The 24,864-nt window shown below is 33.4% G+C and carries 24 protein-coding genes and 1 tRNA gene; 22 read left to right on the forward strand and 3 right to left on the reverse strand.

The window, feature by feature from the left end:
* Positions 1-61 precede the first annotated feature (61 nt).
* Positions 62-313 carry a YlbG family protein gene (locus ACA31_RS02830; RefSeq protein WP_057511866.1) on the forward strand — a complete coding sequence of 84 codons (252 nt, stop codon included), beginning with the start codon at positions 62-64 and terminating at the stop codon, positions 311-313.
* A gap of 117 nt (positions 314-430) precedes the next feature.
* Here ACA31_RS02830 and ACA31_RS02835 read toward each other — a convergent pair whose 3' ends face one another.
* The gene (locus tag ACA31_RS02835; RefSeq protein ID WP_057511867.1) at positions 431-820 is read right to left on the reverse strand and encodes a DUF7147 family protein; all 390 of its coding nucleotides are present in this window, start codon (positions 818-820) and stop codon (positions 431-433) included.
* A 69-nt stretch (positions 821-889) separates the two neighbouring features.
* On the opposite strand from ACA31_RS02835, the gene rsmD reads away from it, so the two are divergent.
* Together rsmD and coaD are read left to right on the forward strand one after the other, a co-directional pair.
* Entirely contained in the window at positions 890-1,432 is a 543-nt protein-coding gene (gene rsmD, locus ACA31_RS02840; RefSeq protein ID WP_057511868.1) for a 16S rRNA (guanine(966)-N(2))-methyltransferase RsmD, read from the forward strand.
* A gap of 1 nt (position 1,433) precedes the next feature.
* Positions 1,434-1,919: a pantetheine-phosphate adenylyltransferase gene (gene coaD / locus ACA31_RS02845; protein WP_002507974.1), complete on the forward strand. Its 486-nt coding sequence runs from the start codon at positions 1,434-1,436 to the stop codon at positions 1,917-1,919.
* Between the two features lie 170 nt (positions 1,920-2,089).
* On the opposite strand, the gene ACA31_RS02850 is transcribed toward coaD, so the two are convergent.
* Complete coding sequence (locus ACA31_RS02850) at positions 2,090-3,223, reverse strand: nucleotidyltransferase (protein WP_057511869.1); 1,134 nt, start codon at positions 3,221-3,223, stop codon at positions 2,090-2,092.
* Between the two features lie 126 nt (positions 3,224-3,349).
* On the opposite strand from ACA31_RS02850, the gene ACA31_RS02855 reads away from it, so the two are divergent.
* The 6 genes from ACA31_RS02855 (at position 3,350) to pheT (ending at position 9,798) form a co-directional block, all read left to right on the forward strand.
* The gene (locus tag ACA31_RS02855) at positions 3,350-3,895 is read left to right on the forward strand and encodes a YceD family protein (RefSeq protein WP_057511870.1); all 546 of its coding nucleotides are present in this window, start codon (positions 3,350-3,352) and stop codon (positions 3,893-3,895) included.
* A gap of 84 nt (positions 3,896-3,979) precedes the next feature.
* Positions 3,980-4,153, forward strand: coding sequence for a 50S ribosomal protein L32 (gene rpmF, locus ACA31_RS02860; protein WP_057511871.1), 174 nt, complete (start codon positions 3,980-3,982; stop codon positions 4,151-4,153).
* Positions 4,154-4,286: 133 nt separating this feature from the next.
* Positions 4,287-5,228: a M23 family metallopeptidase gene (locus ACA31_RS02865; protein ID WP_057511872.1), complete on the forward strand. Its 942-nt coding sequence runs from the start codon at positions 4,287-4,289 to the stop codon at positions 5,226-5,228.
* Between the two features lie 26 nt (positions 5,229-5,254).
* Positions 5,255-5,995 (forward strand): TrmH family RNA methyltransferase, encoded by a 741-nt coding sequence (locus ACA31_RS02870; RefSeq protein WP_057511873.1) that lies wholly within the window; start codon positions 5,255-5,257, stop codon positions 5,993-5,995.
* A gap of 342 nt (positions 5,996-6,337) precedes the next feature.
* A complete protein-coding gene (gene pheS, locus ACA31_RS02875) occupies positions 6,338-7,396 on the forward strand; it encodes a phenylalanine--tRNA ligase subunit alpha (protein WP_057511874.1) in 1,059 nt (352 codons plus the stop codon).
* Positions 7,396-9,798 (forward strand): phenylalanine--tRNA ligase subunit beta, encoded by a 2,403-nt coding sequence (gene pheT, locus ACA31_RS02880; protein WP_057511875.1) that lies wholly within the window; start codon positions 7,396-7,398, stop codon positions 9,796-9,798. Before pheS ends, pheT begins: the two co-directional genes overlap by 1 nt.
* A gap of 272 nt (positions 9,799-10,070) precedes the next feature.
* Here pheT and rnhC read toward each other — a convergent pair whose 3' ends face one another.
* Positions 10,071-11,012 carry a ribonuclease HIII gene (gene rnhC, locus ACA31_RS02885; protein ID WP_057511876.1) on the reverse strand — a complete coding sequence of 314 codons (942 nt, stop codon included), beginning with the start codon at positions 11,010-11,012 and terminating at the stop codon, positions 10,071-10,073.
* 313 nt (positions 11,013-11,325) lie between these two features.
* On the opposite strand from rnhC, the gene zapA reads away from it, so the two are divergent.
* From zapA to ACA31_RS02950, 13 genes are all read left to right on the forward strand, one after another.
* The gene (gene zapA, locus ACA31_RS02890) at positions 11,326-11,592 is read left to right on the forward strand and encodes a cell division protein ZapA (protein ID WP_057511877.1); all 267 of its coding nucleotides are present in this window, start codon (positions 11,326-11,328) and stop codon (positions 11,590-11,592) included.
* The gene (locus ACA31_RS02895) at positions 11,592-12,113 is read left to right on the forward strand and encodes a CvpA family protein (protein ID WP_057511878.1); all 522 of its coding nucleotides are present in this window, start codon (positions 11,592-11,594) and stop codon (positions 12,111-12,113) included. Before zapA ends, ACA31_RS02895 begins: the two co-directional genes overlap by 1 nt.
* A 120-nt stretch (positions 12,114-12,233) precedes the next feature.
* Complete coding sequence (gene polX, locus ACA31_RS02900; RefSeq protein WP_057511879.1) at positions 12,234-13,946, forward strand: DNA polymerase/3'-5' exonuclease PolX; 1,713 nt, start codon at positions 12,234-12,236, stop codon at positions 13,944-13,946.
* Between the two features lie 9 nt (positions 13,947-13,955).
* Positions 13,956-16,304, forward strand: a complete 2,349-nt coding sequence (locus ACA31_RS02905; RefSeq protein WP_057511880.1) for an endonuclease MutS2 — start codon at positions 13,956-13,958, stop codon at positions 16,302-16,304.
* A gap of 81 nt (positions 16,305-16,385) precedes the next feature.
* Complete coding sequence (trxA, locus tag ACA31_RS02910; protein ID WP_057511881.1) at positions 16,386-16,700, forward strand: thioredoxin; 315 nt, start codon at positions 16,386-16,388, stop codon at positions 16,698-16,700.
* Positions 16,701-16,947: 247 nt separating this feature from the next.
* A complete protein-coding gene (gene uvrC, locus ACA31_RS02915; protein WP_057511882.1) occupies positions 16,948-18,735 on the forward strand; it encodes an excinuclease ABC subunit UvrC in 1,788 nt (595 codons plus the stop codon).
* A gap of 339 nt (positions 18,736-19,074) precedes the next feature.
* Positions 19,075-19,686, forward strand: a complete 612-nt coding sequence (locus tag ACA31_RS02920) for a succinate dehydrogenase cytochrome b558 subunit (RefSeq protein ID WP_057511883.1) — start codon at positions 19,075-19,077, stop codon at positions 19,684-19,686.
* A gap of 45 nt (positions 19,687-19,731) precedes the next feature.
* Positions 19,732-21,495, forward strand: a complete 1,764-nt coding sequence (gene sdhA, locus ACA31_RS02925) for a succinate dehydrogenase flavoprotein subunit (protein WP_057511884.1) — start codon at positions 19,732-19,734, stop codon at positions 21,493-21,495.
* A 2-nt stretch (positions 21,496-21,497) separates the two neighbouring features.
* The gene (sdhB, locus tag ACA31_RS02930) at positions 21,498-22,319 is read left to right on the forward strand and encodes a succinate dehydrogenase iron-sulfur subunit (protein WP_057511885.1); all 822 of its coding nucleotides are present in this window, start codon (positions 21,498-21,500) and stop codon (positions 22,317-22,319) included.
* A gap of 278 nt (positions 22,320-22,597) precedes the next feature.
* On the forward strand, positions 22,598-23,392 hold the full coding sequence (racE, locus tag ACA31_RS02935) for a glutamate racemase (RefSeq protein ID WP_057511886.1): 795 nt from the start codon (positions 22,598-22,600) through the stop codon (positions 23,390-23,392).
* A gap of 17 nt (positions 23,393-23,409) precedes the next feature.
* Positions 23,410-23,991, forward strand: coding sequence for an XTP/dITP diphosphatase (locus tag ACA31_RS02940; RefSeq protein WP_057511887.1), 582 nt, complete (start codon positions 23,410-23,412; stop codon positions 23,989-23,991).
* The gene (locus ACA31_RS02945) at positions 23,991-24,500 is read left to right on the forward strand and encodes a YfcE family phosphodiesterase (RefSeq protein ID WP_057511888.1); all 510 of its coding nucleotides are present in this window, start codon (positions 23,991-23,993) and stop codon (positions 24,498-24,500) included. Before ACA31_RS02940 ends, ACA31_RS02945 begins: the two co-directional genes overlap by 1 nt.
* A 231-nt stretch (positions 24,501-24,731) precedes the next feature.
* A tRNA-Arg gene (locus ACA31_RS02950) sits at positions 24,732-24,805 on the forward strand.
* Positions 24,806-24,864: the final 59 nt, after the last annotated feature.

The following is a 24,864-nucleotide window of genomic DNA, read 5'->3' on the forward strand; positions in this document are numbered from 1 at the left end:
GTTATTTATAAAAAGAAAAAGAAATGATATTATATAATGGCTAATAATTGGAGTGAAAAAAATGAATACTATAGCTAGAACAAGTTTAATAATTTATTTGAAACATATGAAACACGAAAGACAAGTAAGAAAATTTGGCCATATCGTAAGTGTAAATAGACAACAACGCTATGTCGTAATGTATATAAATGAAGAAGAAGCGGATCAAATTGTTGAAAAATTAATGAGGCTCAAATATGTGAAGAATATTGAAGGTTCGCCCTATAAATATTTAAAAAAGGTTTATGAAAAAGAACAGCATGAAATATCTTGATTCAAAAGTTTTGTTTTTTGTATCTGATCAAGAGAAATCTAGCTAATGATTTAATATGAATCAGTTGAAAAGCCACGATAGTACAATGATTATCTACAGTGGCTTGTTTTATTTAATTTATTGCAATGGTGGAATCCATCTTTGCAGTCTTAAAACACTGATTAAGTAGTTAAAATATAAATCGATATCATGGAAGGTGTCACTCGGTTGTACATCTACCTCTTTGATATCTATATTATATAGGTTTGCTTGCTCATTGATCATTTCAAACTTTTTGTTTGAATTAGGATAGGGATAATTTAAAGCATTAACCATGATATACATAGCTTGGAAGTGATTTTCGCTTGTAGGTCGCATAACGATTGCTACTGAAGAAGGTTTTTTTTCAAAATTAGAAGTGTGGAAATAGACAATATGGTCGATACGTTTGAAATTATATTCTATTAAAGTGTTAAATTCGAATAAGTCTGTGAGGCCTTCGCCTAATTTTATAAATGATTGTTTCATTATTGTATCCTCCTTATCATGCAGTATGCATTATATAAAATTTGATTTAAGAATGGAAGTGTTAATAATATGAGAGTGATTTCAGGAATACATAAAAGTAAAGCGCTCGAGAGTATAGAAGGTCGCAATACTAGACCTACAATGGATAAAGTGAAAGAAGGTATTTTTAATAGTCTTCATGAAGTTTCAGGTATAGGCTTAGATTTATATGCAGGTAGCGGGTCTTTAGGTATCGAAGCCTTGTCTCGTGGTATTGATAAAATGATTTTTGTGGATCAGAATTTTAAAGCTGTTAAAGTGATTAAAGCAAATTTAAAAAGTTTAAATATAGAATCACAAACCGAAGTATATAAAAACAATGCAGACCGTGCGTTGAAAGCACTTTCGAAACGTGATATTCAATTTGATGTAATCTTTTTAGACCCACCTTATGAAAAAGGGCTTATAGATGAAGCGTTGAATGAAATCGCAAAGTTTAATTTATTAAAGGAAAGTGGTATTATCGTTTGTGAGTTCAATCATCACGAAAAAATTAATACTGATCCTTTCCATGTGATAAAGCGTTATCATTATGGACTGACAGACACTTTGTTATTAGAAAAAGGAGATTAAAATGTCTACAACTAAAGCAGTTATTCCCGGAAGTTTTGATCCAATTACATATGGGCATATAGATATCATAGATAGAAGTGCTGACCGCTTTGATGAGCTTCATATTTGTGTTTTAAAAAACAGTAGTAAAGCAGGAACATTTTCAATTGAAGAACGCATAGAACTGATTAAAGAATCAGTGAAACATTTGGATAACGTTACAGTACATCATTTTAATGGATTACTTGTTGATTTTTGTGACGATATTGGTGCACAGACAATAATCAGAGGTTTGAGAGCTGTAAGTGACTTTGAATATGAATTGAGACTGACTTCAATGAATAAAAAGCTAAATAGTGATGTAGAAACAATGTACATGATGACAAGTACAAATTACTCATTTATTAGTTCGAGTGTTGTTAAAGAAGTGGCTGCATATAAAGCGAATGTTTCAGATTTCGTCCCAGTTCATGTAGAAAAAGCATTGAACAAAAAATTTAGAAAATAACTATAAAGAACCACTACTTAACAAATTGGAAAGTGGTTCTAGACTGTATACACAATCGCTGAACTGCATCTATTCATGTAGACAACCGGATAATTAAAATTAGTTTTAGGCTGACTTCATACTTTTAGGTATGCGGTCAGCCATTTGTAATTTATGGTTAATACTCTACTTTAAACACGTATCACAGGTGTGTTGAAGTCGGTAGCGGTTCTATTAGAAAGAAAATTATAAATCTGAGTAGCGTGTATTTCGTTCATAAAATAATGTGCGTTTTGTTTATTGACTTGTGTTATATAATTACGTTCTGGAAAAGTGTTTTTTAAATATTTTAAATACTGTTGTCCTTTTTGTGTCATGCCCAATACTCTAACGGCTTCAATTGTTGAAGGTTTATCTTGTTGTTTGAAATTCAGTAAAATGTTCATAAGTAAACGTTGGATATGCGTATATGTATAACGCTTCGTTTTAATTAATTTCATTAAATGTTCAAAAGAAGTAGCTTCATTGATTAAATGTATTAAACGGTGTTCTAAGCCTTCACTCATTAAATGAATTTGTTCTAAAGTTTGCACATCTTGACTTAAAATTGCGTATTTTATATAAGTGAAGGTATCTTCAATTGAGACGTGAGGCGCTTCATAAAGTACTTGAGCTGATTCAGGAACAACCTTTTTCCATTGTTCATCACCTGTTTGAATTGATTTACGAATCGAAGTACCGCTTGCAAAAGTAAAGTTTGAAATCAAATCATCATGATGAGCGCTTTGTTCTCGAGGTATCGTCCAGGGTTGGATGGTTGGTGCCCATTTTTGAATAGCACGCACATATGATATCCCCAAAGTGTTATTAGGTGATGAAAGTAATGAATGATCAGAGATAAGCTCACTAATTATGCGTGGATAGCTTTTACCTTGTCTAGATTTCTCCGAAAATTGTGGGGAATCTTCTACTTTATTCATTTCTTGAGCAAGTGATAGAAATGAATTTATATCACCAGATTCACTTCCGAATGATAAATGATTAATATTTAAATAATCTGATACTTGAACTGCAGTTTCTGCAAAATATTGTCCTGCAGATATTGCAGAGTAGGCTGGTAATTCAATAACTAGGTCGACAGCGGTTAACGCCATTTGCGTTCGAGTAAATTTATTATAAATTGCTGGTTGGCCTCTCATTACAAAGTTTCCACTCATAATTGCGACAGAAACTTCAGCCTCAGTAATTGACTTTGATTTCTGGGCATGGTATAAGTGACCATTGTGGAAAGGATTATATTCTGTGACTAGTGCAACGCTTTTCATTTGCAATTCTTCCTTTCAGAATTCATTATATATATTGTAACAGATGTAAATGTGTTAAGAAAAAATCTTGACAACTTATGTCTATAAAGTTAAAATAAATTTTGTGCTTGTTAGAGGTGAAGCCCTATGAAATGGTCAATAACACAATTAAGAAAATTCCAAGATAAACCATTTGAATTTCATCAAACGGTTAATTTTGATCATTTAGTAAAATCATTAGATTTAATAGATCTATCTGATATTGATGTTGAAGGTGAATTAACCGTCAGATCAAACGAAGTCATTGCAGATATGCATATAACTGGAACGTATACGATGCCATGTGCACGTACATTAGTTCCTGTAGAAACTCCTATAGATATTAAATCTCAAGAGATTTTTGATTTAGAAGGATATGATGAGTATAGTAATGGCGAAGATAAAGATGAACATTACCATGATGCAACAAACGGTATGATAAATCTAAAAGATATTACTGAAGAATTAGTTATCATTGGAAAGCCAATGCGTGTTTTTTCAAGCGAAAGCGATCAGATGTTAAGTGAAGGCAATGGTTGGGAAGTTATTGACGAAGAAGAAGCGGTTGAGCTTGCGAAAGATAAGGAAGAATCTGAATCTAAGCAAATTGATCCTAGGCTTCAAAAACTACAACAATTATATGACGAAGAGTAATAGCGGATTTTAATAATCTATAGTATAATGGATTATTGAATCTGAAAATTTCTATTTAGTGTTTGAATATAAGGAGGATATATCATGGCAGTACCAAAAAGAAGAACGTCAAAAACAAGAAAAAATAAACGTCGTACGCATTTCAAAATTTCAGTACCTGGTATGACAGAGTGCCCAAGTTGTGGAGAATATAAATTATCTCACCGCGTGTGTAAGGACTGTGGTTCATACAATGGCGAAGACGTTGTATCAAAATAATTTCATTTAATTAAATGGCTTAATAATAGCCTATTCTAATCGTTCACTAATTATTCACTTGATAATTTTTGAGCGATTTTTTATGTTAGTGATAGGTAATTATTTATATTCAACTGATAGGTTGTGTAAAATTATGGAAACAATGAATGCACAAATAATTATAAATAAAATAGAAAATAGAGATGCCATTTGGCTCTATGAGCATTTTAGTGATTATTTTCAAGAAATTTCTTCTTATAAAGAATTTAAAAAGTTGTTAAGTGCGTATAACGGTATTAGGGGAACGAACAGATTGTATAAGCATTTACGTATAAATCGCCAAGATGAGTATATTTGGTTTGATACTAACATGGAATCAGGTGCAAGTGTTATTTTAAATAAATATCAAGAAATTATTGGAATAGCGCTAATACCGATTAAGCAATCACATTCGATTAATTTTTCGAAATGTAGTTATACAATCCCATTACAAGAAGATTGGCTTGTTCATACAGGTGGTGCAAATGAGTTATTAAATCATCACTATAGATATAAAAATCAACGCAATGCTTTTGATTTTGTAAAAGTAATAGAAGGTTTTACATATAATGGCGATACCACACAGTGTGAGAATTATTTTAGTTATAATGCGCCTGTTTTAGCTCCAGCCAACGGAGTAGTAGAAGAAATTGTAGATGGGATTCCTGATTGCACACCTGGAGAATATAATACAATTCATCCTGAAGGTAATTATATAATTATTAAGCACGGTCGCAATGAATATAGTATGATAGCACATATTAAACCCTATTCGTTCAAAGTTGAGAAAGGTGATACATTATTGCGTGGACAACATATCGCAAATGTAGGTAATTCAGGAAATGCATCTGAACCACATGTACACTTTCAAGTAATGAATCATAAAGACATACAAACTACCCAGACATTGAAAATTAAATTTCTCAATAACGCTTCACCAGTCAAAGGTGATATAGTAACATATACAGGAGATAATATTTTAGTGGAAAGTGAAAATAAGTTTTCTACATTTTTTAAAAATATTAGTACAAATATTAAACATAAATTTAAAAGTTAAAAATACTAAAATAAAGAGGCTATGCTATGGAAATGATTACTTCGGCTCAAAATAGTAAAGTTAAAAATGCAATTAAATTAAAAAAGAAACGTGAAAGAGATAAGACAGGACGTGCGCTTATCGAAGGCTACCATTTAATTGAAGAGGCTTATAAAAGTAATTTAAAAATCGAACAATTGTATGTCGTTGATATTGAAAGACTTGATGATGGAATGATTAATTATGCTGAAGAAGTATTTGAAATCAATTTAAAAGTTGCTGAAGCATTATCAGGTACAGTTACACCACAAGGCTTCTTTGCGGTGATTGAAAAACCTGTTCATGAAACAGCGAAAGCGCAACAAGTGCTACTAATAGACTGTATTCAAGATCCAGGTAATTTAGGAACATTAATCCGTACCGCAGATGCTGCAGGGTTGGATTTAATTGTTCTTGAAAAAGGTACCGCAGATCCTTATCAAGATAAAGTTATGCGCGCGAGTCAAGGCAGCGTCTTTCATATTCCAATTGTCTCACAAGATTTAAGTGAATTTATTGGTGAATTTGAAGGCGAAGTGTATGGTACTGCATTGGACAATGCAGTAGCTTATAACCAAATACAAAGTCAAGAAAAATTTGCGTTACTTCTAGGTAATGAAGGTGAAGGCGTAAATCCTGAATTATTGAGTAAAACGTCTAAAAATTTAACAATACCTATCTATGGCAAGGCAGAAAGTTTAAATGTAGCAATAGCTGGTAGTATTGTGATGTATCACTTGAAAGGTTGACCCTTTAATCAATTATCGTATATAATATAGTTAATGATATTTCAAAATAAATAAATATTAACCTTTAAAAAGACGTAGACTATTTTCATACAGTTGTTTAAGGGAGATTATCCGAAGACTGAAAGATAATCCACTGTATCTAGTTTTTTTCACCTTTTTGGTTACTTAAAGAAATTTAAGTCGGACTTCATTTCCGTTATCAATGACAACAAGTGTATGCTTAGGCATAAATTTGGGTGGTACCACGGAAGGCTTTCGTCCCAGTTTCAAGGGATGAAAGTCTTTTTTGCGTTTTTACTAACAATCATTACACATTTAGATTTTAATATAGGAGGACTATGTATGGCACAAACAGAAGAGATGACTGAGATTAAGCAGCAAGCATTAGTTGATATTAACGAAGCTCAAAATGAAAAAGAATTACAAGACGTAAAAGTTAAATATTTAGGTAAAAAAGGCGCTGTTACTGGTTTAATGAAACATATGAAAGATTTATCGAATGAGGAAAAACCAGCCTATGGTCAACAAGTGAATGAAGTGAGACAAGCCATTGAAAGTGAAATTGAATCACGTCATGAACTTTTAGCGCATGAACAATTAGAACAGCAATTAAAAGATGAACAAATTGATGTTACATTACCTGGCCGTAAAATTTCAATAGGCTCTAAACATCCTTTAACAAGAACGATTGAAGAGATTGAAGATTTATTTTTAGGATTAGGTTACGAAATTGTTGATGGTTTTGAAGTAGAAAAAGATTACTATAACTTCGAAGCGCTGAACTTACCTAAATCACATCCTGCAAGAGATATGCAAGATAGCTTTTATATTACAGATGAAATATTAATGCGTACACACACTTCCCCTGTTCAAGCAAGAACGATGGAAGAACGCAATGGCCAAGGCCCTGTGAAAATCTTATGTCCCGGAAAAGTTTATCGACGCGATTCTGATGATGCAACGCATAGTCATCAATTTACTCAAATTGAAGGTTTAGTTGTAGATGAAAATATTAAAATGAGCGATTTAAAAGGTACGTTAGAATTATTAGCTAAACAATTATTTGGTGAAGAGAGAGAAATCCGACTACGTCCAAGTTACTTCCCGTTCACTGAACCTTCAGTAGAAGTAGACGTGTCATGTTTCAAATGTAAAGGCAAAGGTTGTAATGTTTGTAAGCAAACAGGATGGATAGAAATTCTAGGAGCTGGTATGGTGCATCCTAATGTATTAGAGATGGCAGGTTTCGATTCAAATAAATATACTGGCTTTGCATTTGGTATGGGTCCTGATCGAATTGCAATGTTGAAATATAATATTGAGGATATACGTCATTTCTATACAAATGATGTACGTTTCTTAGATCAATTTAAAGCTGTAGAAGATAGAGGTGAAAAGTAATGTTTATTTCAAAAGAATGGTTAGAAAGTTATGTAGATATTAATGAACCAGTTAATGCACTTGCAGAAAGAATTACACGTACTGGGATTGAAGTAGATGATATTGTAGATTATACAAAAGAAATTAAAAATTTAGTTGTCGGTTACGTACAATCTAAAGCACCTCATCCAGATGCTGACAAATTAAATATATGTTTAGTAGACATTGGTGAAGCAGAACCAGTTCAAATCGTGTGTGGTGCTCCTAATGTTGATGCTGGTCAGACAGTCATTGTTGCAACAGTAGGTGGCAGATTACCTGGTGGCATAAAAATTAAACGTGCTAAATTACGTGGAGAACGTTCAGAAGGTATGATTTGTTCGCTTCAAGAAATTGGTGTGCCAAGCAATCTTGTTCCTAAAAAATTTGAAGATGGTATTTATGTCTTTTCATCTGAAGTGACTCCAGGTGCGGATGCCATGACTGCGTTATATTTAAATGACCAAGTGATGGAATTTGATTTAACACCAAACAGAGCTGACGCATTAAGTATGATTGGTGCAGCTTATGAAACAGCAGCGTTATACAATGTGTCGATGATGAAACCAGAAACAAACAGTAAAGCGGTCTCTGAACAAGCGTCAGACGAAATCAGTGTGAATATTCAAAACAAAGATAAAGTGGCATATTATAGTGCAAGAGTAGTGAATGGTCTAACAATCGCGCAATCTCCAGAGTGGATGCAAATGCGTTTAATCAAAGCAGGCATTCGTCCAATCAATAACGTCGTAGATATATCAAACTATGTACTTTTAGAATACGGACAACCACTACACATATTTGATAAAGATCAAATAGGTTCAAGTCAAATAGAAGTACGTCAAGCTCATGTTGATGAAAAAATGACTACTTTAGATGATAAAGAAAGAACATTGAAAGACAGTGATATCATTATTACAAACGGCACAAATCCAATAGCAATAGCTGGTGTAATGGGTGGGGATTTCTCAGAAGTGACTGAATCAACAACGAATGTTGTAATTGAAGGCGCAATTTTTGATCCTGTTTCTATTAGACATACTTCAAGAAGGTTAAACTTAAGAAGTGAAGCTTCTAGTCGTTTTGAAAAAGGAATTGCTACAGAATTTGTAGATGAAGCGGTAGATAGAGCGTGTTATTTACTTCAAACTTATGCGGGCGGTTCAGTAACTCAAGGCCGTGTAGCAGAAGGCGATTTAGGTCAATTTGTTACCCCAATTGAAATTTCTATTGATAAAGTAAATACAACAGTAGGTTTTGAACTATCAGCAGCAGAAATTGAAGCGATTTTTTTACAATTAGGCTTTGAAACAACTAGAAATAAAGATATCTTAACTGTTATGGTACCTTCTCGTCGTAAAGATATTACGATAAAAGAAGACTTAATTGAAGAAATTGCACGTATTTACGGTTACGACGAAATCCCATCAACATTACCTGTGTTCGAGGATGTCACACACGGTGCTTTAACTGATAGACAAAGTAAGTCTCGTGTCGTGAAAGCAACATTAGAAGGCGCTGGTTTAAGTCAAGCAATTAACTATTCATTGGTAGACAAGCAAAGAGCACAAGATTTCGCACTACAAGAACGCTCTACAATTGATTTATTAATGCCGATGAGTGAGGCGCATGCTACTTTACGACAAAGTTTGATACCTCATTTAGTCGATGCAGTTTCTTATAACGTCGCACGTAAAAATAATAATGTGCGCTTATATGAACTAGGGCGTGTATTCTTTGGTAATGGTGAAGGTGAATTACCAGATGAAGTTGAATATTTAAGTGGTATCTTAACAGGTGATTACACAGTTAATGCTTGGCAAGGGAAGAAAGAAGAAATTGATTTCTTTGTTGTCAAAGGTATTGTAGATCGCATTGCCGAAAAACTAGATATACAATTTGACTATGAATCAGGAGAAATTGATGGCTTACATCCTGGTAGAACAGCTATGGTTAAGTTAAACGAGGAAATCATTGGTTTTGTGGGTGAATTGCATCCTCAAATTGAAAAAGAGAATGACTTAAAACGCACATACGTTTTTGAATTAAATTATGAGAAATTGATGGCTGTCACAGTTGGATATATTAATTATCAACCAATTCCTAGATTCCCAGGTGTATCAAGAGATATTGCTTTAGTTATCAACCGTACAATACCATCAGCAAATTTAGTGAAAGTCATTGAAAATCATGGTGGAGATATTTTACAAAATGCCGAAGTATTTGATGTTTATGAAGGTGAACATATTGCTGAAGATGAGAAATCAATTGCAATTCGTTTAGCTTATTTAGATACAGAACAAACACTTACAGATGACAAAGTAAATGCAGTACATGAAGACATCTTAGCTGCTTTACAAGCACAAGGTGCAACAATTAGATAAAATAGTGTGATTAAAAAACCTTGGCAGACCATTATTATGGACTGCCAAGGTTTTTAGAGTGTCGACAAAGTCTCCAACTTTGTTGGCATTTTTTGTGCATGCTTTTCCTGCAGGAGTCTGTCCAAATTACTGCCAATTTTTTAAAAATATAATACATCATGCATTGATTGAACTTATATAAAGTTCAATGTTTATAAAAGTGAATGTATAACTACATTAACGAAAAAAGTTCCCTTCGTTTTTAATAAGTAAAAATGAATAATATTTATTTGCTAATAATTTTTCTTTTGTACTAATTTTTCTGCTTTTGCACGGTTAGCAAAATGCTTTTTAGTTATAGCGTCTAGGTAAGCAATGCCTTTACGTTCAATAATTTTAGCTGCTGCAAGGTCAACTTTATTACTAGCACCTTTAGGTATCTCTGTTTTAGCAGAGCGGGAGAGGTTATCCATATTTTTAACAAAGGCATAACGTGAGATAATGCTTGCTGCCGCAATTGCTATAGATTTAGATTCACCTTTTGTTTCGAATTTTGTTTTAGTGCTGAAAGGTAAATCGGTGAGAGCATAGCGTTTATATACACCAGCTTCAGCAAATTGATCAATGACAATATAGTCTAATTCATCAGTATCTATCTTTTGGGTTACATTTTTGATTGCTTCGTTATGTAATACTGCCTTCATTTTAACTTGTGACCAGCCAGATTTTTGTTTTTCGTTATATTTTTCATTGTGCATAGTTAACAGAGAATGAGGAATAAAAGTCACAAGTTGTTCAGCCAACTCAACGATTTTTGCATCGGTCAATTTTTTAGAATCGTCGACGCCAAGGGTTTTTAATATTTGCACATTCTTTTTGGAAACATAGGAAGCACATACAGTAAGTGGTCCGAAATAGTCACCACTGCCTGCTTCATCACTACCGATACATTGATAATTGTTATATCGAATAGTCTGTTTAGTGCTAGAAGTTTTTTTAACTGAATTCGTTAGAGATTTTACAGGTTTAGCTATATTAGGTAAAAGTTGAGATGCTATATTATCTGCATCTTTACCTTGAAACATGACTTTATTTGAATTATAAATTGAAATTGAGGTGTTTTTATATTTAGTTTTGCCTTTCATTCCTTGAGAAACATTCGATGTATCAAATTGAATTTTAGACATTAATTGCTGAATTTCTTGATTTGTTAATTTAAGTACAATATTTGTCATTTTTTTGCCTCGCTTTATATGGATTGCTAATATTTATATTTCGACACTGAATATCATATCACAAGTATAAATAACCGAGCTACTTGTGAAAGTACCATCTTTTAAAAGTTTATATAGAGGTGTTTTCATTTACGTTGTCAAAAATATGATAAATAACAAAAAATTCAAATATTACAAATCACACCTCTTACAAAATAATATTTTGTCGTGTATAATGGTTCGTAATAAATAGTATAAATTACTAAATTAAACACTTAAAAGCATCAATTAGAGAATAAATTCGGAAATATAAACAAAAGTCAGGAGTTATTATATGGGAGAGTTTAAAAATCGGATTAATGTCACTATAAATGATCAGCGTTATACAATTGTAGGAGAGGATAATCCTGAGCATATCCGTTATGTAGCTCATTTGGTCGATGAAAGGATTAAAGAACTGGGCAGTAAGAGCGCAGGCCTTGACACGACAAGAAAAGCAATATTAACAGCAGTAAATATTATGCATGAAAAAGTACAATTAGAAGAGGAAAATTATCATCTGCAACAAGAAATAAAACAACTGAAAAACAGTGATGAATAATGATTTTTGATATAGTAGTAGTAATTGTTTTTATTTACATAGGAATGATTGGATTTAGAAGAGGCGTATGGTTAAGTGCATTACATCTAAGTGCTACGCTGTTTTCATTATGGGTAGCGGAACGATTTTATTTGCAAATATCTCACCGATTGGAATTGTTTATACCTTTTCCTAAAACACAGGCTTATGATTTGAATTATGCTTTTCATTTTGATAATCTACAGCAGCGATTCGACCATATTATTGCATTCTTAATCGTAGCGACAATTACCAAAATGATTTGTTATGGGGTTGTTGTAGTCTTTGATAAGGTGATTCAACACCAAGGACCCAATTTAATAAGTCGATTTATTGGTATGTTAATGGGGATAATATCTTCAATTATTATCTGCACCACATTATTGTATGGTGCAGCACTTTATCCATTAGAATTTATCCAACAGCAACTCTCAAGCGCTATTATTGCAGAATATATGTTATTACATACTCCTTATATATCGACGTTCGTATTAAACATATAGTTAGCATAATTTTCGTGAAATATATAGTGATTTTAAAATACAGGAGGTCAGGGCATAATCAATTTACTGATGAACGCATAACAGTAATCTGTCTTGACCTTTTTTTATGGAGTGAAAGTAATGACCAAAAAAGATATTATTCAGTTATTAGAAAAAATAGCTACTTATATGGAATTAAAAGGTGAAAACACATTTAAAGTTTCAGCGTATAGAAAAGCAGCACAAGGCCTTGAAATAGATGAACGGCCCCTTGATCAAATAGAGGATGTTACAGAATTAAAAGGCATTGGCAAAGGTGTAGGAGACGTAATTAAAGAATATCGTCAAGAAGGAAAATCTTCGACATTAGAGTCACTACAAGAAGAAGTGCCAGAAGGATTAATTCCTTTATTGAAAATACAAGGGTTAGGCAGTAAGAAAATAGCTAAACTTTATAAAGAATTAAATATAGATGGCAAAGAAGCTTTACAAAAAGCATGTGAAGCAGGTGAAGTGAGTGAGTTGAGCGGCTTTGCTAAAAAAACGGAACAAAATATCTTAGAGGCAGTTAAAGCGCTTGGTGCGAAAAAAGATAAATACCCGATTGACCAAATACGAGGATTAAACATTGAAATTAATGAACATTTAGCCTCGATTGAAGATATCGAACAATACGAAGTTGCTGGTAGTTATAGAAGATTTAAAGAAATGAGTAAAGATTTAGATTATATTATAAGTACAAATGAACCAATAAAGGTACAACAAGCATTACTTGATATACCTAATAAAGTGAAAGAAGTAGCTGTTGGACAAACAAAAGTATCATTAGATGTAGCTTATGATGATGAAACAATAGGTGTAGATTTCAGATTAATCGAACCTTCGGCTTTCTATCACACGCTACAGCATTTCACCGGTTCTAAAGACCATAACATTCGTATTCGTCAGTTAGCTAAAGAAAATGATGAAAAAGTGAGTGAATATGGTATAGAACAAGCAAACGGCGAATTGTTACAGTATCAAAGTGAAAAAGAAATTTATGAACATTTTGGCGTGAATTGGATTGACCCAGCAATGCGGGAAGATGGAAGCGAGTTTGATAAAGACCTGTCAGACATTATAAAATTAGATGACATTAATGGTGATATCCATATGCATACGACGTATAGCGATGGTGCATTTAGTATTGAAGAAATGATAGAAGCAAACATTGCTAAAGGTCATCAATTTATGGTGATTACAGATCACTCTCAAAGCTTAAAAGTTGCCAATGGTTTGTCAGTTGAGCGCCTATTACGTCAAAATGAAGAAATCAAAGCCTTGAATAACAAATATGAAGAAATTGATATTTACTCAGGTATTGAAATGGACATACTTCCTGATGGTCGTTTAGACTATGATGATGAAGTATTGGGGCAATTAGATTATGTCATTGCAGCTATACACCAAAGTTTTAATCAATCACAAGAAGACATTATGAAGCGCTTAGAAAATGCATGTCGTAATCCATATGTCAGACATATTGCACATCCAACAGGTCGTATTATTGGTAAACGCCCAGGTTATGAACTAGCTATTGATAGATTATGTGAAATTGCTGAAGAGACAAATACAATATTAGAAATTAATGCAAATCCTAAACGCTTAGATTTAAATGCTGAAACAGTTAAAAAGCATCCAAATGTTAAATTAACTATTAATACAGATGCCCATCATGTAGATCATTTGGAATTCATGAGGTACGGTGTGGCGACTGCACAAAAAGGGTTCGTAAAAAAAGACCAAGTAATCAATACGATGTCACGAGAGGCGTTTAAAGCGCTTATAGAAAATAATATTAAATTGCAGAAATAGAGGGATTATATGAGACAGAAATCATTAAATGTCCTGGAATTCGACAAAATAAAATCACTTGTAGAGAATGAAACAATAAGTGATTTAGGTAAAGAAAAGGTTGTAGAGATGACTCCAGCAACTGATTTCAGTACTATAGAATTTCAAATGAATGAAACGGATGAAATAGCTCAAATCTATAATAAGCATCGCATGCCAAGTTTAAGTGGTTTAGCCAAAATATCTTCATTTATTCATAGAGCGACAATTGGCGGCGTACTTAATGTTAGCGAATTAAATGTAATTAAACGCTTAATACAAATACAAAATCAATATAAAACATTTTATAATAGTTTATTGAATGAAGAAGAAGAAATTAATTACCAAATTCTAAACGATAGAATGGAGCAACTACCTGTTTTATCAGACTTGTATCAAAATATACATCGAAAATGTGATGCTTATGATTTATTTGATGATGCCAGTTACGAATTACAAGGTATCAGAAGTAAGATTTCTAAAACAACGCAACGCATAAAACAAAATTTAGATAAAATTGTAAAGCACCAAGGCAATCAAAAAAAACTTTCTGATGCAATTGTGACAGTACGTAATGATCGTAATGTTATACCAGTAAAAGCAGAGTACCGTCAAGATTTTAACGGGATTGTGCATGATCAATCAGCTTCTGGTCAAACATTGTATATTGAACCTTCCTCAATAGTAGAAATGAGTAATCAAATTAGTAGTTTCCGTAACGATGAGGCGGTAGAGCGTGAACGTATATTGACTGAACTAACTGTACAGGTTGCTGAAGAAGCAGAAGCTTGTTTGATTTCAGAATCTATTATGGGTCAAATTGACTTTTTAACAGCTAAAGCACGTTATGCACGTTCAATTAAAGGGACGAAACCAGAATTTACTACCGATAGAACTGTTTATTTACCAAAAGCATTTCATCCGTTGTTAGATAGAACCTCTGTTGTTGCTAATACGATTGAATTTGCTCAAGATATAGAAACTGTGATTATAACGGGGCCAAATACAGGTGGTAAAACGGTAACCCTCAAGACACTGGGTTTAATTATAGCTATGGCTCAATCAGGCATGCTAATTCCTACACTTGATGGGAGTAAATTAAGTATTTTTGAAAATGTGTATTGTGACATTGGGGACGAACAATCCATTGAACAGTCATTATCAACGTTTTCTTCACATATGAAAAATATAGTTGAAATACTTCAAAATGCGACTGAAAACAGTTTAATCTTATTTGATGAATTAGGTGCGGGGACAGATCCAAGTGAAGGTGCTGCCTTAGCAATGAGTATATTAGATCATGTACATGAAATTGGTTCACTTGTAATGGCTACGACACACTATCCTGAACTAAAAGCATATAGCTATAATAGAGAAGGCGTAATGAATGCCAGTGTGGAATTTGATGTTAACACATTAAGTCCGACTTATAAATTATTAATGGGGGTTCCTGGACGGTCAAACGCGTTTGATATTTCTAAAAAATTAGGACTTAATATGCAAGTGATTCAAAAAGCCAAATCTATGATTGGACAAGATGAACAAGAAATTAATGAAATGATTGCGTCATTAGAACATAATTCTAAACGTGTTGACGAACAACGTATCGAATTAGATCAGTTAGTAAGAGAAGCACAAGAATCGCGTGACGCACTTGCTAAACAGTATGCGCAATATCAAAATTATGAAAAACAACTTTTAAGTGAAGCGAAAGAAAAGGCAAATCAACGTGTTAAATCGGCTACGAAAGAAGCAGATGACATTCTTAAAGAATTACGTGAACTTAGAGATAAAAAAGGCGCCGATGTTAAAGAACATGAGTTAATCGATAAGAAGAAACAGCTTGAAGACCAGTACGAAGCTAAGTCACTGAAACAAAATGTTCAAAAGCAAAAATGGGACGAGATTAAGGCTGGAGATGAAGTGAAAGTACTGACGTATGGCCAAAAAGGGGAAGTGTTAGAACTTATTGGTGATAAAGAAGCGGTAGTACAGATGGGTATCATAAAAATGAAATTACCATTAGAAGATTTAGAAAAAATGAAGAAAACCAAAGAAGCACCTGTCAAGATGATTAAACGAGAAAATCGACAAAGTATTAAAATGGAACTCGATTTACGTGGTTATCGATATGATGAAGCAATGGTGGCCGTTGATCAATATTTAGATCAAGCAGTGTTGAGTAATTATGAACAAGTCTATATTATTCATGGTAAAGGCACAGGTGCTTTGCAAAAAGGTGTGCAAAAACATTTAAAAAGACATAAAAGTGTGTCATCATATAGAAACGGAATGCCGAGCGAAGGTGGATTTGGCGTTACCGTAGCAGAATTAAAATAAATGTGAGCAAGAGATATGCAGAATGTTATAAAGTCTGTTATAATTTCTTCATCATTTGAAATTTAAGGAGGATTGGCAGTTATGGCAATCGTAAAAGTAACAGATTCAAGCTTTGATGAAAACATCAAATCAGGTGTAAATTTAGTGGATTTTTGGGCAACATGGTGTGGCCCTTGTAAGATGATTGCTCCAGTATTAGAAGAATTAGCTGGTGACTATGATGGCAAAGCTAATATTTTAAAACTTGATGTAGATGAAAATCCATCAACAGCTGCTAAATTTGAAGTTATGAGTATTCCAACTTTAATCGTATTTAAAGATGGCGAACCAGTAGATAAAGTAGTAGGTTTCCAACCTAAAGAAAACTTAGCAGAAGTAATCGAGAAGCATTTATAGTAAATCATTAGCAAAGCTGGGACATTAATTTATTTAATGTCCCAGTTTTCAATTTATTAGCATTTCAATAGATTGTTAAATGGAATGATACTATTTATAATAGATTGTAGTTAATATTTAAAAACTCAAATAATGAGAAGCATATATGATTTAAAAAATTAACTGAAGCATGCTGTATATTTACTTTCATGTCTTTATATTATATAGATTTAAACAGAAATATGGTTAGAGAGGAGGAGTCATTAACGTGGAGACGTATCAAGAACAAATTAAACAAAAACTCACAGTTGTGCCCACCGAACCAGGTTGTTATTTGATGAAAGATCGCAATGATCAAGTTATTTATGTTGGTAAAGCGAAGAAATTAAGAAATAGATTAAGGTCTTATTTTACTGGTGCGCACGATGCGAAGACAACACGCTTAGTGGGAGAGATTCGAAATTTCGAATTTATTCTCACATCTAGTGAAACAGAATCACTGTTATTGGAACTTAACCTCATCAAACAATATCAACCGCGATATAACATTTTATTAAAAGACGATAAAAGTTATCCATTTATTAAAATTACTAAAGAAAAATACCCACGGTTAATTGTGACAAGAACAGTTAAAAAAGGTACCGGTAAGTATTTTGGTCCATATCCTAATGCATATTCTGCGCAAGAGACTAAAAAATTACTTGATCGTATTTATCCTTTTAGAAAATGTGATAAAATGCCTGACAAATTGTGTTTATATTATCATATTGGCCAATGCCTAGGCCCATGTGTCTATCCAGTTGAATTAGAACAGTATGCAGAAATGACTAAAGAGATTTCAGATTTTTTAAATGGTGAAGATAAAACGATTTTACGTAATTTAGAACAAAATATGAAAAATGCAAGTGAAACGTTGGATTTTGAAAGAGCAAAAGAATATAGAGATTTAATACAACATATTCATAATCTAACTAAAAAACAAAAGATCACGACATCAGACTATACAATAAGAGATGTTTTTGGCTATAGCGTATCTAAAGGTTGGATGTGTATGCAAGTATTTTTCGTTCGCCAGGGAAATATGATTAAACGCGATGCCACAATGATACCGATACAACAAACAGAAGAAGAAGAATTCTATACTTTTATTGGGCAATTCTATGACTTGAATCAACATTTGTTGCCTAAAGAAGTACACATTCCTCAACATCTAGATAAAGCAATGGTTGGTTCGGTTGTAGATACAAAAATTGTGCAACCAATAAAAGGTAAAAAGAAAGAATTAGTAGATTTAGCGAATCGTAATGCTGAAGTGACACTTGAAAATAAATTCGAGTTAATCGCAAAAGATGAATCCCGAACAGTTAAAGCAATTGAAGAGCTTGGTGACCGTATGGGTATTCAAACACCAATTAGAATTGAAGCATTTGATAATTCTAATATACAAGGAGTCAATCCAGTTTCTGCTATGGTCTCATTTATTGATGGCAAACCAAATAAAAAAGGTTACCGGAAATATAAAATTAAAACAGTAGATGGCCCAGATGATTATAAATCGATGCGAGAAGTGGTACGTAGGCGTTATACGCGTGTGCTAAATGAAGGAACCCCATTACCAGATTTAATTATTGTAGATGGTGGTAAAGGGCATATGAGTGGTGTAATAGATGTGCTCGAGAATGAATTAGGTTTAGATATACCTGTTTCGGGTCTTCGTAAAAATGATAAGCATCAAACGTCAGAGATATTATATGGAGAAAGTGCTGAAATCGTTCCGCTTAAAAAAAATAGCCAAGCATTTTATCTGTTACAAAGAATACAAGATGAAGTGCATAGATTTGCTATTACTTTCCATAGAGAAACACGCCAAAAAACAGGTTTGCAATCGGTATTAGATACAGTAGATGGTATCGGGGCCAAGCGTAAAACGAAATTATTGCGAACGTTTGGTTCAATAAAGAAAATGAAAGAAGCAAGTATTGATGATTTGAAAGCATCAGGCTTACCGCAAAATGTAGCCCAAAATTTACATCAAGCCTTATACAATAAAAAATAAAATGTTTATGGCATGAGAATCATTCTCATGCCCAAATTGTTTTTAATTAGTGTTACAATAGCAAATAAGAGGAATTCTTTTTTTAAAAGTATGTGGAAGCGTTTTCTAATTGAGAAAAATTATCATTTAAATTCAAACCTTTTAAACTATAAGTAATATTCAATTAAGGATTCACTTAAATGTTTAAAATTATACGGCATAATATTATATTGCAACAAATATATAATGTTATGATAAAGTGTTGTGCGTTTGTTTTTGAGTGAAATTATGTAATCGCTTTATATATTTTTAAGCAAGAATTTCAAAAAAATTAACTGTTTCACAGGGGGGAACTTCCTTTTGGCATACTCGAAAAATCAATTTTATTTAAGACGTTTACATTCTTTACTTGGTGTTATACCCATAGGTGGATTTTTAATATTCCATTTACTCGTAAACCACCAAGCGACGAAAGGTGCAGCTGCATTTAACCAAGCGGCCGGTCTCATTGAATCTTTACCTTTTTTAATTGTATTGGAATTTGTATTGATTTACATTCCGATTCTGTATCACGCAGTCTATGGTGTACATATTGCCTTTACGGCAAAAGAGAACGTAGGACATTATTCAGCTTTTAGAAACTGGATGTTCTTATTACAACGTATAACAGGTGTTATCACTTTTGTGTTTGTTGCTATTCATGTATGGCAAACACGTATTCAACGCGCGTTAGGTCAAGAAGTCAACTTTGACATGGTACATGATATCGTAACAAACCCAGGCTGGTTGATATTCTATATTGTCTGTTTATTATCCGTTACATTCCACTTTGCGAATGGTTTATGGTCATTCTTAGTAACATGGGGTGTATTACAATCTCAAAGATCACAACAAATCTTTACATGGATTTCATTATTGGTATTTATTATAGTTTCATACATTGGTATAAGTGCTATTCTTGCGTTTTTATAAGATAAAAAATAAGTTTCAGATTTATATTTAGGGGAGTGACTATTTATGGCAGAGAAGAAAATTATTGTTGTCGGTGGAGGACTTGCCGGTCTAATGTCAACAATTAAAGCAGCAGAACAAGGCGCGCACGTCGACTTGTTCTCACTTGTTCCTGTTAAACGTTCACACTCTGTGTGCGCACAAGGTGGAATCAACGGAGCAGTAAATACTAAAGGTGAAGGTGATTCACCAACAGTTCACTTAGACGATACAGTATATGGTGGAGATTTCTTAGCAAATCAACCACCGGTTAAAGCAATGACAGATGCAGCACCTCAAATCATTCATTTACTTGATCGTATGGGTGTAATGTTCAATAGAACAAATGAAGGTTTGTTAGACTTTAGACGTTTCGGTGGAACGATGCATCACAGAACAGCTTATGCTGGTGCAACAACTGGTCAACAACTATTATACGCATTAGATGAACAGGTTCGTAGTTTTGAAGTAGATGGTTTGGTTACTAAGTACGAAGGCTGGGAATTCTTAGGCATAGTTAAAGATGATGACAACATGGCTAGAGGTATTGTTGCTCAAAACGTAACGACTTCTGGTATTGAATCGTTTGGTTCTGATGCAGTCATCATGGCTACTGGTGGACCAGGTATTATTTTTGGTAAGACTACTAACTCAATGATTAACACTGGTTCTGCAGCATCAATCGTTTACCAACAAGGTGCAATGTATGCGAATGGTGAATTTATACAAATCCATCCTACTGCAATTCCAGGTGATGATAAACTCAGATTAATGAGTGAGTCAGCACGTGGTGAAGGTGGACGTATTTGGACATATAAAGATGGTAAACCTTGGTACTTCTTAGAAGAGAAATATCCGGATTATGGTAACCTTGTCCCACGTGATATTGCTACCCGTGAAATTTTTGAAGTTTGTGTTAACCAAAAACTTGGTATTAATGGTGAAAACATGGTATACCTAGATTTATCACATAAAGATCCACATGAATTAGATGTTAAATTGGGTGGAATCATTGAAATCTACGAGAAATTCACAGGTGATGACCCTCGTAAAGTACCAATGAAAATCTTCCCAGCAGTGCATTACTCAATGGGTGGGCTATATGTAGATTACGACCAAATGACAAATATCAAAGGCTTGTTCGCAGCTGGAGAATGTGATTATTCACAACATGGTGGTAACCGTTTAGGTGCGAACTCATTGTTGTCAGCAATTTATGGTGGTACAGTTGCAGGTCCAAATGCTATCAAATATATTTCTAACATTGAATCTTCTTACGTTGACTTAGATGATAGTATATTTGAAAAACGTGTGAAAGAAGAACAAGAGAAATTTGATAAATTACTCAATATGCAAGGTTCAGAAAATGCGTACAAATTGCATAGAGAGCTCGGAGAAGTTATGACAGCTAACGTAACCGTTGTTCGTGAAAATAAAACTTTACTAGAAACTGATAAAAAGATTTTAGAATTAATGGAGCGTTATAACAATATTGATATTGAAGATACTCAAACTTGGAGTAACCAAGCAGTATTCTTCACTCGTCAATTATGGAACATGCTTGTACTTGCCCGTGTAATTACAATCGGTGCATACAACCGAAATGAATCTCGTGGTGCACATTACAAACCAGAATTCCCTGATAGAAATGATGAAGAATGGTTGAAAACTACTTTAGCAACATATCAAGGAAAAACAGAAGCGCCTAAATTCACTTACGAAGATGTTGATATAAGCTTAATTCCACCTCGTAAACGAGACTACTCTACGACGTCTAAAGGAGGTAAATAATTATGGCAGATACAAAAGAAGTGAATGAAACGGCAGCACAAGAAGGACAAGACCAAAAACAAAGCCAAAAATCAATCAAATTAATTATTAAACGTCAAGATAACGAAGAATCCAAACCTTATGAAGAAGAGTTTGAAATTCCTTATAGAGAAAACTTAAACGTTATAGCATGTTTAATGGAAATCAGACGTAACCCGGTTAACAGTAAAGGTGAAAAAACAACACCTATAATTTGGGATATGAACTGTTTAGAAGAAGTATGTGGGGCTTGTTCAATGGTTATTAACGGACAAGCAAGACAATCTTGTTCTGCAATTGTTGATCAATTAGAACAACCGATTAAATTAGAACCAATGAGTACTTTCCCAGTTATTCGTGACTTACAAGTTGATCGTACTAGAATGTTCGATAATTTGAAACGTATGAAAGCTTGGATTCCAATTGATGGTACTTATGATTTAGGTCCTGGACCACGTATGCCTGAGAAAAAACGCCAAACAGCTTATGAATTATCAAAATGTATGACATGTGGCGTATGTTTGGAAGTTTGTCCTAACGTTACAAGCAGTAACGATTTCGTTGGTGCACAAGCAATCTCACAAGTTAGATTATTTAATTTACACCCAACAGGCTCAATGACAAAAGATGAACGTCTCGAAGCCTTAATGGGTGGCGGTGGACTACAAGCATGTGGTAACTCTCAAAACTGTGTCAATGCATGTCCTAAAGGTATTCCTTTAACAACATCGATTGCAGCATTAAATAGAGAAACATCATTCCATATGTTTAAATCATTCTTTGGTTCAGATCACCAAGTACATTAATAACATATAATATAAACGAAAGACTTAACATCTGTTTTTAAGCTGATGTTAAGTCTTTTTATTTAAGTTTTTTTAGATTTTGAAAGAACACGTTGACTGGGTTATATAGTCTTTAATCTCTCAATTATACTATTCTCCTAGTAGTTAGTTTTTTACCGATCTTATAATTATATATGTATGACAAAAAATAATATTGTATTTCAGTCTTGATAAATGATTTTGAAAACAAGGCTATGCTACAATAAAGGACAAGCAAATGAATAAGGATGTAATTAAATATGGAGAAACCAATTGGTGTAATAGACTCGGGTGTAGGTGGATTAACAGTAGCAAAAGAAATCATGCGCCAACTACCACACGAAACAATTTATTATTTGGGTGATATTAAACGTTGCCCTTATGGCCCGAGAGAAGGCGCAGAAGTTAGGAAGTTCACAACTGAATTAGCTGAAAAGCTGATGGAATTTGATATAAAAATGCTTGTTATTGCATGTAATACAGCGACGGCAGTGGCTTTAAAACATTTACAAAAATTATTAGCGATTCCAGTCATTGGTGTCATTGAGCCTGGTGCGAGAACGGCAATTATGACAACGAAAAATAATGATGTTTTAATCTTAGGGACAGAAGGCACAATTAAATCCGAAGCTTATAGATATCACATTAAAAATATTAATCCTAATGTAGAGGTTTCTGGAATCGCATGTCCTGGGTTTGTTCCTTTAGTTGAAGAAATGCGTTATAAAGATCCTACAATAACCAGTATTATCGTACATCAAACATTGAAACATTGGAGAAATAGTAATGCAGATACTGTTATATTAGGTTGTACGCATTATCCGTTACTCTATCAGTCAATAAACGATTATTTTGGTGGGGAAAAAGTAGTGATTTCTTCTGGCTTAGAGACAGCACGTGAAGTAAGTGCACTATTAACTTTTAGTAATGAACATGCTGCATATACAGCTCACCCAGAGCATAGATTTTTTGCTACTGGTGAAACAGAGCATATTGAACGTATAATAGAAGAATGGCTAAATATAGAAGTAAAAGTAGAAAAAATAGAAGTGTAGAAAGAGGGAATATAATAATGGAGGATATTGTAATTGCATCAAATAATAAAGGTAAGATAAATGATTTTAAAGTTATTTTTCCGGATTTTAAAGTTATAGGCATTTCTGAAATTATTGAAGATTTTGATGTGGAAGAAACTGGAGATACTTTTGAAGCTAATGCAAAACTAAAATCAGAAGCAGCAGCAAAAGCATTAAATAAACGTGTGATTGCAGATGACAGCGGTCTTGAAGTATTTGCCTTAAACGGAGAGCCAGGTATATACTCAGCTCGATATGCCGGCACGTCTAAAGATGACGATGCTAATATAGAAAAAGTACTTTCCAAATTAGGTGGGGAAACAGATCGTGTTGCACAGTTTGTATGTGTAATTAGCATGAGTACACCTAATGAAGAAACAGTACAATTTAAAGGTACAGTCCAAGGAGAAATTACATTAAATAAAATTGGTGGAAATGGATTTGGTTATGATCCGATATTTTATATAAAGGACAAGAATAAAACGATGGCTCAACTGACTGTTGAGGAAAAGAGCGAAATAAGTCATAGAGGTAGAGCGATAGAGAAGTTACAACACTATTTAGAAGGTGATGCTTAATGACAAAATGGATTATAGTCAGCGATAATCACACTGAACAAGGCGTGCTTTTTGATGTTATCAATCATCATGAAGATGTAGATGTTGCATTGCATTTAGGCGATTCTGAATTTGCTTATGATGATAGTGAACTAAGTCATTTTCATAGAGTAAAAGGAAATACAGATTTTTCTCCAGAATTTCCAAATGAAGAAAAAATAGAAAAAAATGGCATTCATGCTTTTTCCACGCATGGTCATTTATATAGCGTTAATCGTACAAGAATGAAATTAGCTGAAAAAGCTACGGCCCTAGGTTGTGAATTTGCCTTTTATGGTCACACACATGTGGCAAAATATGAAAATATTGGTGGCGTACATGTTATCAATCCTGGCAGTATTTCACAATCACGAAGTCAAGTTGAAGAAACTTATGCAGAATTGTTGATCAATGAAGAAAATCAAAGCGCAAAATTAAATTTCCGTAATCGAAGTCATGACATAATTGATAGAGAAGCATTTAGTATATAATGTAATTAGCGCATATTCGAGTCATTATGGATGTGCGCTTTTATATATTATTAAAAGAATAAATCATTAATATGTCATTTTCCACGGTTGTTTTAAATTAAATTTCAAAAATAGTATAAAAATATGATAAAAGGTTTATTATAGTGAAAAATCATATATATTTTTAATGCCTGAAGTATTGCTTTATGGGGCTAAGTTAGATATAATTATTCTTGTGTTCGAAAAGATTATGTCCTGGTAGCTCAGTTGGATAGAGCAATGGCCTTCTAAGCCATCGGTCGGGGGTTCGAATCCCTCCCAGGACACTATAACCCGTTGATATGACAACGTTTCAAGAGAGTGAGTGTCAAATATGTGTCAAGAG

This window comes from Staphylococcus sp. NAM3COL9, assembly GCF_001431205.1.
GTDB lineage: Bacteria > Bacillota > Bacilli > Staphylococcales > Staphylococcaceae > Staphylococcus.